Origin of the sequence: Evansella tamaricis, from assembly GCF_019042215.1 — a bacterium.
Lineage (GTDB): Bacteria > Bacillota > Bacilli > Bacillales > Salisediminibacteriaceae > Evansella > Evansella tamaricis.
Window position 1 is genome coordinate 78,493 of the sequence record NZ_JAHQCS010000131.1, and the last position, 16,033, is coordinate 94,525.

Here is a 16,033-nt window from a genome sequence, read left to right on the forward strand (position 1 = left end):
AGGGAAAGGATGAAGAAGATTGCCGTTTTAATCAAAACACATGAAAGGGAAAAAGCTTTTTTTACCTGTATCCGATCTGTTCAGCGTCATTTCAGTAATCATCTTATCCCTTTCCGTTTTTATATTGGGGATGACAGCAAAGTGATTTCTAGGAAGAAGGAGCGTCTTTACAAAAGGCTCTTGAATAAAGGACACTTTATACAAAGGTATTCGAAAACAATCGCAGTTACTGCTGCGAGAAATAGTTTACTAGATCAGCTTCAAGGAGAAAGCTATATTTTGAGAATTGATGATGATTTTGAACTTACGAAAGAAACAAATGTACCAAAAATGATGAAAATAATAGAATATGATAATAATATTGGTGCCGTAACAGGATTAGAAAGACAAATTGGAGATGGAAAGGGAATCGTATCGGGAGAATTAAATGAGTGGATTGGTTTTTTAAATGTAAAGAGTGGTGTTTTGCAAAAGAAAATTGTTCCTGTTCAAAACTTTAACTTTCTGAAAACGGACGATGGTATTAATTATGCGAAGTGTGATTTAACGAGAAATTTTATTTTATTAAGAAGAGAAGTTTTTCAAGACATTAAATGGGAAGAAAAATTGACATTTCAAGGGGAACATGTTGATTTTTTACTTCAGCTTAAATATTCAAAATGGGACGTGGTCTTTACAACTGAAACCATTCATTCCCATCGGGAAGATTTCAAGTTTAAGAATGATCAAACCTACAGAAAAAAGAAAAAGGAGAAGAAAAAAACAAAAATGTTCAGGGAAGTATTTCAGGAAAAATGGGGGATTAGGAAAATAAGAAAAATTTAATGGTAGTATGTTGAAAGGAGGGTAAATATGAAAAATATTCTATACCTCGGATCGGTAGGCGGAAATAATTTAGGAGATGAATTATTAGCTGATTTGTTTAAGGAACAATGTAATAAATATTTGGGAAAGAAATACAAGCTGAAGCTGTCTAAACCCAATCGGATTAATGTAAGAAACTATGACGTCATTGTTTTAGGTGGAGGTTCATTATTGCAAAATTCTACCTACATCAATGTGATGTATAAAGCAATAAAATTAAACAAACTGACAGTAGTATGGGGGACTGGGTTTGACAACAAACAGTTAAATAGCACGTTGACTAATTCTCATATTCCTCCAGAAAGTTTTGCGAGATTACTTCCGGATAAACTGAAGGAGAAATTGATTAAGTTAGTTCGCCATTCCAGTTTCATTGGTGTTCGTGGCCCTGGAACATATCAAGTATTAAAAGAAATTGGTTGTGATATGGACAGAGTTATTATTTCTGGTGATCCAGGGTTTCTACTGAATAGTGATAAAAAAATGACTGGGTTTAACCGAAAAAAGAGGAAAGACCAGATAATAGGAGTTAACTGGGGAACTTCATATAATGCTATTTATGGTCAAGATGAAGAAGCGTTGTTGAACGAACTAGTAAAGGCTATTCGAAAGTTCATTGAAAAGGGGTATAAAATTTATATCTATACTGTATGGGATCGAGATATCGATCCGTGTAAACATCTCTATCATCAACTAAATGATAACAAAAATGTAGTATTGGATACTACTCAATATGGATACCGAGATCTGATGGAAAAATTATCCAAATTCAACTTTACCATTAATCTGAAACTACATGCAAGTGTGTTATCTTCAGCCGTGGATGTTCCATTTATAGCCCTTGGATACCGGTACAAAATAATTGATTTTGTTCAGTCGTTAGGATTGGAATCTATGGTAATACCGACTGATTCTAATAATATTCCCGGAGAATTAATAAAGCTGGAAAAACAAATAAGGATGGATAAAGGTTTAATAGGCTTAGATAATGATAAGAGAAAACGGTACCAAGACTTATTAAATACCCCTTTTAAAAATGCATTCCAACTAGTATGAAGTATGGAAAGGGGGAAAACTAAATGCAAAAACTGAAAAAATCGGAAGATCAAATCATTTTTGTGATAGGAAATGGGAGGTCGGGTACCCATTTATTAGGTCACACACTTCAAATGCATAATGATATAGATGTATCTATGGAAGAAAGAAAAATATTCAACTTAGTAAGGAAAATGGCAGTAAATCCATCCGTAAGAAAGGATCTGTTTCCGAAATTGGTGAATTTGTATCAGGAAAAATTGATAAATCGAAATGGTAGATTTTATGCTGATAAAAGTCATCCAAACATTTGGTTAGCAGAAGACTTAGCAGCTATTTTTCCAAATGCAAAGTTTTTAGCAATTGAGCGTAATCCTTATGCAGCAATTGCCAGCATGCTAATGCATAAGGGGGTTTCAAGGTGGTGTGAACAGTGGGAAAAGTACCCAATTCCCAATTATTTCCTTGGGGTTACTTCTGAGAATAAAGACAAGTATGAGCAATATTCAATTACAGAAAGATGTGCATTAAGATGGTTATCTCATAAAGAGAGATTAGACACCTTAATGAAAAAGGAATTAATAAATTTACACGTTCTTTCATATGAAGAAATGGTAATAAAACCGAAAAAAAAAGCTGATGAGATTACAATGTTTTTAAATTTGCCGACACCAATACCAAAACCAAAGGTCAAGAAGGAATCACTGCTTAAATGGAACGAAAACCTTACAGAAAAGGATAAAAATGAGATTGAAGAAATTACTGGAGTTTCACCAGAAGAATGGACTTTTTAAGAAAGGAATGAAGTGCCATGGACTTGAAGGGTATTGTTAAAAGAGGTTCCTTTGATTTACACATTCATTCCACTGCTTCAGATGGGATTTATTCTCCAAAACAACTAGTTGCGATGGCAAAGGAAAGGGGATTGAAAACTATTGCAATTACTGATCATGATACACTCGAAGGAATACAAGAAGCAAAAACTGCTGGAGATATGCTTGGTGTCAATGTCATCGGAGGTGTAGAAATAAGTACAAAGTATCAAAGTGTAAGCTTGGATATATTAGGTTACTTTGTAGATCCTACCAAACAAATTACAGAAACTTTATTAAAGTTAAGAATGGGGAGAAAAGAGAGAGCACACCTAATGATTAAGAAACTAAATGATATGGGGGTAGGTATTACAATATCGGACGTGATGGAATTCAGTGGTGGAAGTGTGATTGCCCGTCCTCATATAGCACAAGCCGTTGTAAAAAAGGGATATGAACAAGACCACCAGACTGTGTTTGATGAGTATATTGGTGACGGAAGACCATGTGCCGTTGATAAAGTCATACTATCACCGAGGGATGCTGTACAACTTATTCGTGAGGCTGGGGGAATGAGTGTTCTTGCTCACCCTAAATATGTGAAAAATGATGAATTAGTTCGGGAAGTTCTTATGATGGGGCTTGATGGATTAGAAGTTTGGCACCGGGATCATACTACTGAAGAGGTGGAGAAATTCAAAAAAATGGCTGAGGAATTCGGGCTATTGATGACAGGTGGATCAGACTTTCACAATGATAACCATATCCTTGGAAAGTTCAACTAGAGATGATAGGAATAAAAGAAAGGGCTGATTTGAGATATATCTCTCAAACCAGCCTTTCTTACTGTTTTTTAACTTTACACAGGTAAGGTTTTCTATCTTTGAAGTGTATAGTTTTAGGTCTGCAACTAGATTCTTTATAGGTATACTTGTCACAGCTCCAATTTAACTGCGGAAAAATACTATTGTTTACTTGGGACCAATGTCTTTTGTGATGACGGTGTTTATAAACACAACTGACACATCGACACTTTCTAGTAGGCATTACCCTTTTAAAACAAGGATTACAGCAACAATAAGTGTACGTGTCCTTACAGCAGAAACAGCAGCATGACCTTCTCCTCAAACAGCACTTTTGGTGATGGCGATCACGACTAATTCTCTTTTCATTACACATATATCATCATCCTTTCAATAAGATTCAAAAAGTAGTGATAGGATATATTATGTTAATGGAAGATACATGTATAGACTGATTGTGGTAGATTGTTTTCCCATTTTCTTGGTAGTCTTAAATAAAATCAAAACAAAAAGCTTTCTTAAAGGAAAATTCGTCCTTTAGAAAGCCTTAAAGATAGATGCTTAATAACTCAAATCAATTTAAATTGTTACGAGTATCTTCTTTATTTCTGTTATAAAATGTTATTTCTCCCACATCTAATGTCATATCAATGGAAAGATCACGAACCACCCAATCATATAGCTTCGGCAAGTTCATACACATCAACTGATATTCTTTGTTCGTAGTTGTATAACTAGTAGTGTGACTATTGCAACTTTCTTGCCTTGGTTCACTGTGCTTTGCGAAAAGTTCTACAGGAACTTCCTTTTCAGATTGGACACTTGCACAAGCATCAATCGTTAATTTAACAGCTTCAAGTAATGGGTTCCCCTCATTGTCTTCTTTGCATTGGAGGAAGGCCATGCAATTAAAATCCTCAAATTTACATCTAATATCTGTTCCCTCTGGTGCACATAAAATAAATGTTTCTACTTTCTTAAAGGGGATCGGTTTTGATAAGAAATACCCTTGTTTTCCGAGGACTTTTACAGTAACAAAGCCACATATTAGCAGGCCTACTTTTTCTAGTGTTTTCCTTTCGTTGTTAATATTCAGGCTAATGTCTTTCTTACTGATAATACGGCATTCAATGGATGGAACGCTCATTGAGTGAAAAAGGAACGCCTTATGACGATGCCGTAGCTGAAGCTACATTCAAGACAATCAAAACAGAGTTCGTTCACGGGAAGGTTTTCTCTAGCCAACACGAACTTGATCTTGAACTTTTTGACTACGTACATTGGTACAATAATATTCGAATTCATGGATCATTAGGTTATTTAACACCGTCTGAATACAAGTTAATAGACTTTTAAATATTTGTCCACATAAGTGTTGACATACCACTTAATGATGTTAAATGCCATAAGTCACATAAAAAAATTGGGTAGAGGAGGGAGTAAAACATTCCCTCAATTATTCGAATGTGAAGATGGACAAGTATATGTGGTAAGGCCAATGTTAGGGAGTAATAATCGTCCATTAATAAATGAATTAGTTTCAAGCAAGTTGGCAGATTTAATAGGCCTCCCCATTCCAGCTTATCAGACCATTTATGTTACAAAGGGGATAATCAAAGAAAACAAGCCTCTAAATGATATAGGAATGTTACCTGGCATTCACTTTGGCTGTCAATATATTAAAGATGCAGTTCCCCCTTCCACAAAAACAATTTGTTCCTGTGAAAATGCAAATAAATTATTTGACATGTTTGTTTTTGATCAATGGATTAATAATTGTGATCGTCATAAAGGAAATGTATTGATTGTAAAGAACGGTGAGAAGCAACATTTTTTATGCATTGATCATGAGCGAGCTTTTTTTGATAGAAATTGGAAAGCAGCGGACTTAAAGAAACATGTATTTACGAGAAAAATAGAATGGAAAAATAGTGAGAAATTTTATTTTCATTGTTTAAAAAATAATAATTTTTCCAAACCGATAGATAAGGTAAGCAAAATTACGGAGCAGGAGTTAGTGAAAACAGTCCAGGCAGTTCCTAAAGAGTGGGGAACGAGTGAAGAGGACCAACGTTCTTTAATCTACTTTCTATCGAAAAGACAACACAATTTAAAACAATGGATTCGTGACTGTTGCGGATGGTAGGAAAATTAATTGGAGGAGCTGGTAAAGATGCCATATCAGGATGTATGGATTAAAGGAAAGGTTGAAAGAAAAGGATATAGGGATTGTGAAAATAGATATAAAGCAATTAAGGAACAATTACATGGATTGCCACAGCCCTTTACTGTCTTAGATATTGGTGCTGATATGGGATATTTTTCGTTTCGGATAGCAGAGGATTTTGATGCAAAAGTCACTTTGATTGAAAAAAACAAAAAAATTAAAGAACTTGTCAGCGCAAATGAGAATCCACAAATAATTTTAATCCAAAAGAATATTACTTGAATGAATTTCATAATTCACTTTTATAAAAAAGCCAACACTTTCAGAATTAATAGTTATATCGTTTTTTAAATCAATTACTTTAAATTTGTGTTGATTTCCTCTTAAGGATACTCGCTTGCCGCGGGCAACGCTGCAGCTTCCTCGGGAAACCCACCCTGCGGGATCTTCAGCTGTTGCTTTTCCCGCAGGCGTCTCGCACCTTCAGCTCCAATCAACGCTGTTTTAAAATAACATTGGTCCTTTTACAAATGAATTAAGCTGCTGCTGAATTCATTGAATATTGTTTTTGAGCAAGTCTCATGCTAGCTAATTTCATTCCATTGTACACCATGGTAACCAAATCAAAATGGACTTTAGATCTTTTTCCTGTTCGATATCTTACATTGTTCAACTAAAAGAATTCTTTTAGGTATCCAATGACCCAATGACCCTTTCAACGGAACTACGTTCCTTAAATCTATCTTTCCAGGCAACTGAACCGCGTGCGGGTGCACTGTACCGACGTAAATCCGACTCTATTTTTATCTTGTAGACCTTTTGGCATAATGTATCATCAGCTAGTGGACAATCCCTACACTCTTTTGGACGTGTGTATTTTAAGGTTTGGTATTTTTTATCAAAGCTATCGTATCGATAGGAATGTTCCCTTACACACGTTGGAGCGAAATTTTCATCAAACCCAATTGGCTCTGATTCATTTTTTTTGTTATAAGCAATGATGGAATAGCCTTTCATTCGATGGACTTGTTCATAGATCGCATCGTAATCATATCCTGCATCCATTAGTGCATAGATCATCCTAAGTTCCGAAAAATTTCTCTCTATTCCTTTCAATAAAGGTATAGCAGCTTTACCATCGTTTAGGCTACCTGAGGAAATCATTGAATGAAGAATAAACTGAGTTTTGGTATCAACAGCTAAATGACCTTTATAACCAAACCAAAACACATTTTTCCCTTCACTATTTTTCTTCACGCCCCATGTAGGATGAAGTGGCATTTGATCATGAAGTTCATCATAAGAAACGTCTAGTTGATCTTCAATTTTCTTTTCAAAAATAGACAAGGATGCTTCCTTAGCTTCTTTCTCTTTTAACCATTGTTCATGTTCGGCCTTTGATTTACGCCCACGTTTCTTTGGCTCAGACTTTGGTTTCTCTTCTTTTTTTGAAGGAGCCTGATCTCTCGCCTCGAAGTGACCAGAGTCAATCGCAATATTAGGATCTGTAATAAATTCTTCATTGATTGCATCAGTAATTATTTGAGAGTTTACCTCTTCAAGAATGTCTGTATCTTTAATTTTTGTAATCATCCTTGAAAATGAAGCTTCAGAAGGGACTGGATCAGATATCAAAAAGCCACAGTCCAGCTTAAACTTAAGGTCGGTGTTTAAACGTTCAACTAGGAGTTGCATTTCAGGAATTCTCTCAACAAGCCTCACCACGAGTGCTTGCACCATTGCAGGATAGTTTAATTCTACAGGTCTACCTAAATTAGATCTTTTCACTACGATAGTGAGGATGGGATGAATATCAATCGCTGAAAAAATCTCATCGTAACGTTGGGTAGGTTCTAAGTCAAATAAAATTTGCATGCTAAATAGGCTTTCTTGTCGTACAATAGACATAGGAGTCTTTCCCCCTTCGAATTAGTTTGTTTGGTCACTTACTAAATTCGACATTTGGGGAGGTACTCCTTTTTTTGTACCTTAAAACCCTTGGCCCATAAGGGCCAATAATTATGAAATTCATTCACTTTAGAAGAATTAAAGAAATTATTTAAAAAAAGACACTTTGATGTGGTTTTGGCTTTGAGTATTGTCCATCACTTCAAAGATCATCAGAAGGCAGTTGAGACAATTTTCAATCTTGGCAAATCGATATTTATTGAACCAATAGCACCAGAAGAACAGGGTATAAGAAGTATAAAGTATAGTCACGAAGCTGTTAGGACATTTGAGTTTTTAAAGAAAAAAAATCCTCAAATCCTTACGTTCACGAAAAGAGGGAAAGGAATTCAACGACCGTTATTTTATTTTAACTGTAAAGAATAATCCCTTCAATTTTTTCCAAGAAAATGGGAAAGAAGTCTAACCATCTTTCAAATGTCAGCATATGATATGTTAACCTTTATGGAATGAAATTGGGGGTAATAGTTTGGTCTCTTATCTTGTGACTGGTGGAGCGGGTTTCGTTGGTTCTAATATTGTGGAAACACTGTTGAAAAAAGGAGCAAGGATTAAAGTAATTGATAATTTTTCTACAGGAAAAAGGGAAAATATTAAGGAATTTATTCATGACATCGAACTAATTGAAGGGGACATAACAGATTATAAAACGGTAGAAGACGCGGTGTCAGGAACGGATATAATATTTCACCAGGGAGCAGTACCTTCTGTTCCGAAATCGGTTAAAAACCCTATACGGACAAATAATGCCAACGTTACTGGCACGATCCATCTTTTACATGCTGCCGTGAAGCAAAAAGTGAGCAGATTTATTTATGCTGCTTCCTCTTCTGCTTACGGAGATACTAAGGTTTTGCCAAAAAGGGAAGATATGCCTGCGAATCCTATGTCTCCGTATGCCATAAGCAAGCATGTAGGTGAACTGTATTGCAGAGTATTTTATCAAATTTATGGTTTAGAGACAATTTCACTACGGTACTTTAATGTGTTTGGACCTAAACAGGATCCATTGTCAGAATATGCAGCTGTCATTCCTAAGTTTATTTCCTCTATCTTAAAAGAAGAAGCTCCTACCATTTTTGGAGATGGGAATCAATCCCGTGATTTTACCTTTATAGAGAATGTTATCCATGCTAATTTATTGGCAGCTAATGCGGACCGCCTGAATGGAGAAGTTGTAAATATTGGGAGTGGAAAAAGAACGGATTTAAACAAGCTGTTAATGAATATAAATGAAATGATGGGAACAAATTTAAAAGCAGAATATAAAGAAGATCGACCGGGCGATGTTAAACATTCCTTAGCAGACATTGCGAAAGCAGAAAAAATTATTGGCTATAAACCAATTATACCCTTTGAAAAAGGATTAAAACATACACTTGACTGGTATCAAAAGAAAGGAGAGGCTTGAATTGCCAAACTTTTATTACGTTTAACAGAGATCCTGATGATTTACGGACATCCATCTTTGGAACAGATGAAACTGGGGAGCTACACGCAACACGTGTAGATAATCAAGGTCGTTTGGAAGTTGTAGGAGAGGTTACAGTAGAGACGATTGAGTCAATAGGAACGGTTGAAACAATTGCTGGTGGAACAATTAACACCGTAGAAACGATCTTGGGTGGAACGATTGATGAAGTGACGACAGTGGAGAACTTAATAGGTGGGACACTCAACACCGAGAAACGATCTTGGGTGGAACGATTGATGAAGTGACGACAGTGGAGAACTTAGTAGGTGGGACACTCAACACCGTAGAAACGATCTTAGGTGGAACAATTGATGAAGTGACAACTGTAGTATCCATTTCCCAGCAAAACTTTGTAGAAGATGAGGAGCTTGGAATTGTCGTCTCCTCGACTGAGTTTACAGAACTTGATTCACAGGATTCACAGTTTTTTAAAGTATACACTTTTTTTGTTGAAAATGAATCTACTGATACCGTAGAAGTCCAACTTCAAATAAGTCCCAATGATAGTGTTTATGTAGACGATTCGCCTGCTATTGAAATATCGGAACAAGCGGATGCAATCGTGCCTCAAAAATTTGGAAATTATACTAGGATTCGGTATCGATTAGCGGACGATACAGATGATGCTACATTAAATGTTTGGTTTAATGCGCAAGGATAAACGAGTAGTATAGGTTGACTGAGATCATAGTTCTTAGTCAACCTTTTTCCATCATTTTTGTTAGTAGAAAGGAGTTTGATCGGCTTGGTAACATCTTATCGCTTATCTGTTAATATCATTGTAAAAAATGCAGAATCCACTATTCAAAAGTGTCTTGACAGCATTGTGGAGGTCGCAGATGAAATAATAATAGTGGATACAGGATCTACTGATCAAACCGTTTCAGTCATAGATAAGTATCCTGTCAATCTATTTCATATGGATTGGAATGATAATTTCAGTGATGCGAGAAACAAAGCTTTATCCCAAACTACTGGTGATTGGGTTTATATTATCGATTCTGATGAGATATTACAATCTAACAGGAAGCATTTCGATGAATTAATGTTTGATGAGCAGGCAGAGGCCTATTGGATTAAAGTCGAAAATATAGTTGAACAATCTACTTTTATCCACAAAAATATCCGTTTTTTTCGAAACCGGCCAACTTACCGGTTTCAAGGAAGAATTCATGAACAAATCCTGCCAACTATTTTAGAATACAAGAACCACTCTCATGTGCAAGAGAGTAGCATTAATATTCTACATAAAGGATACGATAAAAACTACAAATTACAATCGGAGAAGCAATCCCGAAATAAGAGACTATTAATTAAGGAATTGAAGGTTAATAATGATCCATTTCTGTATTATAATTTAGCGCTAGAGCACCTGAAAGGGAAACATTATAAAAAAGTAATTACTTTTTTAAAACCTGTTTTCGCTTGGAAAAAAAACAAGTGTCTTATATGGCCCATGCTTATATCCTGTTAGCAAAAGTAAAAATAAAAATGGGTTCCTATTTTGAAGCGAAAATGTTTTTAAAAAGAGCAATACAATCTTACCCTACCTACACGGATTTATATTATCTTTTAGGAATAACAAACAGAAGATTAAATAACAGAAAAGAAGCCGTTGAGGCACTGGATAGCGCGATTAGACTTGGGGATTATACAGGTATTTATATTACAGAAGAGGGTTCAGGAAGTTATCTTAGTTATTATGAACTGGGAGAAATTTACCGTGAAATGGAGAATAATCCGGATGCGATAAAAAGTTACATCCAATGTATTAAAACGGCTCCCCCATCTTTTTTAAAAGCATATGAGAAAATTCCTATTTGTTATGAAAAACTGGAGAAAGAAGAATTAATAACAAAATTCTTGGAAGAGGAATGTTTGTGTTCCTTTCACATGGCAGAATCATTTATTACGCATGAGTTTTATAAAGAAGCCTTAATGATTTTAAAAAGGATACCAAAATCTGCTTTGAAACTTGAATTAGAGATTAGTTGTTTTATACAGCTAGGTTTATATGAAATCGCACAAGCCCTTTTGGAACAATGTTTTAAAATAGGGAAAAAGAAAGAAAGCCTTATCCTTCTTTATATTTATTGCCACTGGTCACAACAACTCTCACTGCCATATGAATTTTTTACAGAACTTAAAAGGAATAAAAAACTCCGTTGGATCTCTAGCTTACTCCGATGGTATCACGATGGGGATAATTTAGAAATTCCGAATGAAAAAATCATTTTTATCGTTGATTTAATGCTCACTTATCGTTTTGTCAGATTGTCAGAATCGTTCATCTCAAAAATAGATAAGGAGGAACTGGAACTTACGTACGGAAAACGACTTTTTTTAAAAGGTTATTTTCACCGGTCAGCAGATAATTTCCTTCACATAATGAAGGAAAAAAAATTAGATGGGGAAGGTACATTTTATTTGGGGGAAATGATGTTAGAAAAAGGGAAAATTGATGATGCAAATTATTTGTTTCAAGAAGCATACAAGCAAGATGTATCAAGGGCAAGATATGGAATATCATATTGTCAGTTATATAAAGCATATCAGTTGGTAAGTAAGGCAAAACAGAACCTTGTGAGAAATTCATTACTATTAGATCATTTAAATATCATAACCGAAGAATTACATGTGCTGGAGATGGGACAATGGAGGACAACATGGAACAGATTGGAAAGGAGGAATAAAGAAAGATGAATCCTCTTATTACATTTTGTATGATCTGTAAAAATGAGGAAAAGTTTATAAGACAATGTTTGGATAGTGTTAAGGACTTTGTAGATGAAATCATTATCGTAGATACAGGGTCAACGGACAAAACAATGGAAGTGGCCAAGGAATTTAATCCAGTAATCATAGAACACAAATGGAATAATAGTTTTGCGGATGCAAGAAATGCAGGGCTAGACCGAGCGAAAGGGGAATGGATTCTGTTTTTAGATGCAGATGAAAAACTGAATTGTTCGGATACAAATAAATTGAGGAATCTTGCTAGAGACAATAAAGCATGTGCCTACTTTTTGAGGTTGTTTAATTTAGTAGGGAAAAATATGAATGATTGTCATGAAGAACAAAGTTCCGTTTTGCGTTTCTTCCGAAATCATCCTAATGTCAGGTTTCAGTGGGAAATTCATGAGCAAATTGGAGGGAGTTTACAGAAGCAATTTCCTTTTGATCCCATGGAATACTTGGAGGATATATCCATCACCCATTATGGATATTTAAATGATATTGTTATCGAAAAGAATAAAATGGAACGAAATTTTTCAATGATAAAAAGGAAGATCGAAGAGGACCCCTACAATGCATTTCATCATTATAATTTAGCCGGGGAGTACATGAGAAAAGGTTCCTATGAAGATGCACTTCAGTCTTTAAAAAAATCCAGGTCATTATGCAAAACTATAAAAAGTGTTGGGTTTGGATTTCAGCTCGTGAGAAAGGAGATGGTATGTCTTTTAAAACAAAATTATTTGGAAGAAGCTTATGAAACTTCCATTGATGCACTAAAACTCTTTCCGAATTCACCGGATCTTCATTTCTACATGGGGGAGGTGGCCTATGAGTTAGGTTTATATAACACGGCCATTAATTCCTATATTAATGCAATGAAAGAGAAAGATGTACCAAAAAATTACTCCAGAAACTTAACCATATCCAAGGAAAAGGCACCTTTTATGTTAGCTAGTTTATATGAACGAGTTGGAAAGAAAAAGAAGGCTATCGATTATTACGAACGTGTGTTGCATCACAACCCAAAACATCCCGGAAGTATGGAACGAATAATAACTTTATGCCAAAAAAAAGAAAACGAATTGGTAGAAAAACTATTATTTATAACTCAAGATGACCAGGTACTGGAAAATTACTTGATCAACTTATATGTATCTGATTGTTTCGGTGCAGCAGAGACGATTTATTTATTTCTTACGGACCGATCGAAGGAAAAATATAATAGTATACATCAGAAGATTATATTATTACGATATGACAATCTTTCTATGGTCAACGATAAGAGAATAAAGACCATCTACCAATATGTAATCAAGAAAAAGGTCCTTCCAAGTAACGAAGAAGATGATTTTTTACGATTTCTACGGAGTGGGGAGTGGCCAGATAATAAGATGCCCACTGTTGACGACTATACTGAGTTGGAATTCACATATAAATTAGCAAAAAAGAAGGGGTATGTCGAAGTTTCATCTGTCCTTTTGAGGTTATGGGAATATTTCATAAACATTGAGAAAAATCATTTAATACGTGGAGAATGGGCTTGGTATTTAGCATCCAACTTATTTAAAGAAGAAATGAAGATATTGAATGACAAAGGAGCAACAACTCAGTTTAGTATGGTACTGGGAGGAATTAATGATGGGTGACCAATTAGATATTTCTCTTTGTCTAATAACAAAAAATGAGGAGGATGTACTTGCTGACTGTCTTCAATCAGTGGAGTCAATTGTCCGTGAAATAATAATCGTTGATACAGGATCCACAGACGCAACGATATCAATAGGTGAAAAATTTAATTCAACCATCTTACATTTTCCATGGAATGAAAATTTCAGTGATGCTAGAAACAAAGGATTACAAAAAGCAAGTTGTGAATGGATACTTGTACTAGATGCAGATGAAAGACTAGTAATTCCAGAAGGCATGGATATACAAAAACTCCTTTATGATAAAAGGATGTATGGTTATTATGTCAATTTGTATAACTATATTACACTTGTTCCAGTGGAAGAGTATGTGGTTGACTCTGCCTGCCGACTTTTTAGGAACCATCCAAAAATTCGGTTTCAAGGTTCGATTCATGAAGAAGTATCCAGATGTATTAAAGAGAATTTTTCAGAAGAAGCAATCCAGTTTACGAATATCCGAATCAACCATTTAGGATATACGTCGAAAAAAATTAGCCAGAAGGAAAAAGGAAAGAGAAACAAGAGAATTATCCTAAAAGGATTGGCAATGGACCCGGCGGATACATATTTGCAGTATTCTCTGGCAACAGAATACTTTCAAGAAAGAAAATTTTATTTGGCTGAAAGACTTTATTTGCCCTTACTTTATAATAAGAAGACGGAGGGATACCATTCTGACATTGTATATAAATGTGCTAATTGTATGAAAGAACTGGGAAGAATAGAAAAAGCACTACACATGGTTACACTAGGGGTGAAAGAGTACCCACAGTTTACAGATCTAGCGGAGTTCCATGCAGTTTTATTATATGAATTGGATGAATATGAACAGGCAATCGAGGTACTACAAAATATTGGTAGAGATGAAGTTCATTCCTTTTATTACTCCACCTCCTCAGGTTCTGGTACCTACAAAACAAACTACTTACTTGGGATCAATCTACAGAGACTATGCAAGTGGCAAGAAGCACTGTCTTATTTTGAAAAAGCACTCACACAGAACCCTAATTACATACCAGCTATTGTCAGATGGTCACAATTAAGTCTGTCTATCGTTAAAGATCAAGACGAGTGGTTTCGAAGATATTATTCTCTATTTAAACATGTAAATATAAAAGTTGTAGAAACAGTGTTACTCCAAATAGTCAATGAGAGAAAGCCAGAACTGGGATTCCGTGTTATAAGGGAGAACCTGTCGAAGAGAAAGTTAGCTGGATACAAATACCTTTTTCGTGCACAGAAAAAGAAATTTAATATAAATTTTCATCTTTTACTTGATGGTGGCAATGAGACTACCGAAACGTTGCTTTTATTTCAATGCATCATTTCTAAGAGAATGAAGGAGAATCCCAATGGATTCATTAGCTCACTGGTTAAACATGATAAGGTTTATATTCACCTAAAGAGATTTACTAGTAATAACGTTCCTTTGCGATTGCCGGAAATAGTATATAAACGTTTAGTCCGCTCAAGTATTCTCCTAAGAGAATGGGAATTTCTAGAACAATTGTATGGTATGAACATAAAAAAGTATATTCCTTATGATCTGTTCCCCAGTTTTCAATCATGTCCGAAAGAAGTGAGGGATATGATGTTTCCAAAATTCTCTAAAGAAATGGACGAGAAACTTCCTTATATACACACCATTTTTTCCAGTTGGGCTGCTGTGAAAGATGGGGATTTTGGCTCTTTTAGGGAGTTACTTTCTTCTGCATTGAACAGCTACCCAAATCGAAAAGAAGCAAAAATTCTTCTAGAAAATAAAAGTAGCAGTAACCTGAAAAAAAACTTTTTTGATATAGGATGCAGGATCCTTCCTTGAAACGGGCTTTTGATATAAGTTCCGTACTGACACAACATTACTGGAAAATTAAAACAAAGAAGGGGATTCTATTATAACATAGATTGCATAAATTATTTACAAAGGATGACTCTATATGTTATTCCGACCGGTCCGTTTACAGTATTAACTAATTAATGTAAGGGATGAGTGAGGTGGAAGTTTTGAGTTCATCAGAGAAAGAAGAATCTAACCAACAACATAAACCTGCACTTTTCACTCATATAGTGAAAAAAAGTTTAGAAAATTCCAATGTTTTTTATTCAGGAGCCCGTAGAGCATTGGATCCAACAAAGGACGGAATATTGTCATATGGTAAAGATGAAAAGGACAAAGTTCGTTCCATTAGGACAGATGAGGATGGTAGAATTGAAACGAAACATCATCACCTTCATCCTTGGAGGGATAAAGTTTTAATTTACGGTGCAGATAACCGAAGTATCAAAAGGCCTGTTGAAGTAGATAAACATGGAAGAATTAAAGTGGATTCAGTGGAGTTTATAAGCATAACACAAGAAGTAATAACTACTGATCCTTGTAAAGCCCTTCGTTTGCGTCAACCATTTGTGGGCATATTTTTTAGTGAGTTCAGGAATGCCTCTTTTTGTTAAGTTTTTGTTGACAACGCTTTCTTGATTTAATG

General features: G+C 35.2%; 15 protein-coding genes and 2 pseudogenes. 15 read left to right on the plus strand and 2 right to left on the minus strand.

Annotated features, from left to right (window positions below):
* The first annotated feature begins 9 nt into the window (after positions 1 to 9).
* From KS419_RS16435 to KS419_RS16450, 4 genes are read left to right on the plus strand one after another with little or no spacing between them, the layout of a single operon-like run.
* The gene (locus KS419_RS16435; protein WP_217067478.1) at positions 10 to 825 is read left to right on the plus strand and encodes a glycosyltransferase; all 816 of its coding nucleotides are present in this window, start codon (positions 10 to 12) and stop codon (positions 823 to 825) included.
* A 27-nt stretch (positions 826 to 852) separates the two neighbouring features.
* On the plus strand, positions 853 to 1,920 hold the full coding sequence (locus KS419_RS16440) for a polysaccharide pyruvyl transferase family protein (protein ID WP_217067479.1): 1,068 nt from the start codon (positions 853 to 855) through the stop codon (positions 1,918 to 1,920).
* A gap of 23 nt (positions 1,921 to 1,943) precedes the next feature.
* Positions 1,944 to 2,693: a sulfotransferase family protein gene (locus tag KS419_RS16445; RefSeq protein WP_217067480.1), complete on the plus strand. Its 750-nt coding sequence runs from the start codon at positions 1,944 to 1,946 to the stop codon at positions 2,691 to 2,693.
* 17 nt (positions 2,694 to 2,710) lie between these two features.
* A complete protein-coding gene (locus KS419_RS16450; protein ID WP_217067481.1) occupies positions 2,711 to 3,496 on the plus strand; it encodes a PHP domain-containing protein in 786 nt (261 codons plus the stop codon).
* A gap of 592 nt (positions 3,497 to 4,088) precedes the next feature.
* Here the strand turns inward: KS419_RS16450 and KS419_RS16455 are convergent.
* On the minus strand, positions 4,089 to 4,661 hold the full coding sequence (locus KS419_RS16455; RefSeq protein ID WP_217067482.1) for a BMQ_0737 family morphogenetic spore coat protein: 573 nt from the start codon (positions 4,659 to 4,661) through the stop codon (positions 4,089 to 4,091).
* Here KS419_RS16455 and KS419_RS16460 point away from each other — a divergent pair.
* The 3 genes and pseudogenes from KS419_RS16460 to KS419_RS16470 form a co-directional block, all read left to right on the plus strand.
* A pseudogene (locus KS419_RS16460) lies at positions 4,649 to 4,870 on the plus strand (IS3 family transposase); the annotation flags it as partial. The gene KS419_RS16455 and the pseudogene KS419_RS16460 sit on opposite strands and share 13 nt — an antisense overlap.
* A gap of 37 nt (positions 4,871 to 4,907) precedes the next feature.
* Positions 4,908 to 5,660, plus strand: coding sequence for a HipA family kinase (locus tag KS419_RS16465; RefSeq protein WP_343215082.1), 753 nt, complete (start codon positions 4,908 to 4,910; stop codon positions 5,658 to 5,660).
* A 27-nt stretch (positions 5,661 to 5,687) separates the two neighbouring features.
* Positions 5,688 to 5,963 carry a class I SAM-dependent methyltransferase gene (locus KS419_RS16470; RefSeq protein ID WP_217067484.1) on the plus strand — a complete coding sequence of 92 codons (276 nt, stop codon included), beginning with the start codon at positions 5,688 to 5,690 and terminating at the stop codon, positions 5,961 to 5,963.
* Positions 5,964 to 6,216: 253 nt separating this feature from the next.
* On the opposite strand, the pseudogene KS419_RS16475 reads toward KS419_RS16470, so the two are convergent.
* Positions 6,217 to 7,589 (minus strand): annotated as a pseudogene (locus tag KS419_RS16475) (transposase).
* 529 nt (positions 7,590 to 8,118) lie between these two features.
* On the opposite strand from KS419_RS16475, the gene KS419_RS16480 reads away from it, so the two are divergent.
* From KS419_RS16480 to KS419_RS16515, 8 genes are all read left to right on the plus strand, one after another.
* Positions 8,119 to 9,060: an SDR family oxidoreductase gene (locus KS419_RS16480; RefSeq protein WP_217067485.1), complete on the plus strand. Its 942-nt coding sequence runs from the start codon at positions 8,119 to 8,121 to the stop codon at positions 9,058 to 9,060.
* Positions 9,057 to 9,368: a hypothetical protein gene (locus KS419_RS16485; protein WP_217067486.1), complete on the plus strand. Its 312-nt coding sequence runs from the start codon at positions 9,057 to 9,059 to the stop codon at positions 9,366 to 9,368. Before KS419_RS16480 ends, KS419_RS16485 begins: the two co-directional genes overlap by 4 nt.
* Entirely contained in the window at positions 9,344 to 9,784 is a 441-nt protein-coding gene (locus tag KS419_RS16490) for a DUF6385 domain-containing protein (RefSeq protein WP_217067487.1), read from the plus strand. The genes KS419_RS16485 and KS419_RS16490 overlap by 25 nt, the downstream gene beginning before the upstream one ends.
* Before the next feature lie 84 nt (positions 9,785 to 9,868).
* Positions 9,869 to 10,597 (plus strand): glycosyltransferase family 2 protein, encoded by a 729-nt coding sequence (locus KS419_RS16495; RefSeq protein WP_217067488.1) that lies wholly within the window; start codon positions 9,869 to 9,871, stop codon positions 10,595 to 10,597.
* Entirely contained in the window at positions 10,573 to 11,826 is a 1,254-nt protein-coding gene (locus KS419_RS16500) for a tetratricopeptide repeat protein (RefSeq protein WP_246594217.1), read from the plus strand. The genes KS419_RS16495 and KS419_RS16500 overlap by 25 nt, the downstream gene beginning before the upstream one ends.
* Complete coding sequence (locus tag KS419_RS16505; protein ID WP_217067490.1) at positions 11,823 to 13,508, plus strand: tetratricopeptide repeat-containing glycosyltransferase family 2 protein; 1,686 nt, start codon at positions 11,823 to 11,825, stop codon at positions 13,506 to 13,508. The genes KS419_RS16500 and KS419_RS16505 overlap by 4 nt, the downstream gene beginning before the upstream one ends.
* Positions 13,501 to 15,372, plus strand: a complete 1,872-nt coding sequence (locus KS419_RS16510; protein WP_217067491.1) for a tetratricopeptide repeat-containing glycosyltransferase family 2 protein — start codon at positions 13,501 to 13,503, stop codon at positions 15,370 to 15,372. The genes KS419_RS16505 and KS419_RS16510 overlap by 8 nt, the downstream gene beginning before the upstream one ends.
* A 182-nt stretch (positions 15,373 to 15,554) precedes the next feature.
* On the plus strand, positions 15,555 to 16,001 hold the full coding sequence (locus KS419_RS16515; protein WP_217067492.1) for a hypothetical protein: 447 nt from the start codon (positions 15,555 to 15,557) through the stop codon (positions 15,999 to 16,001).
* Positions 16,002 to 16,033 lie beyond the last annotated feature (32 nt).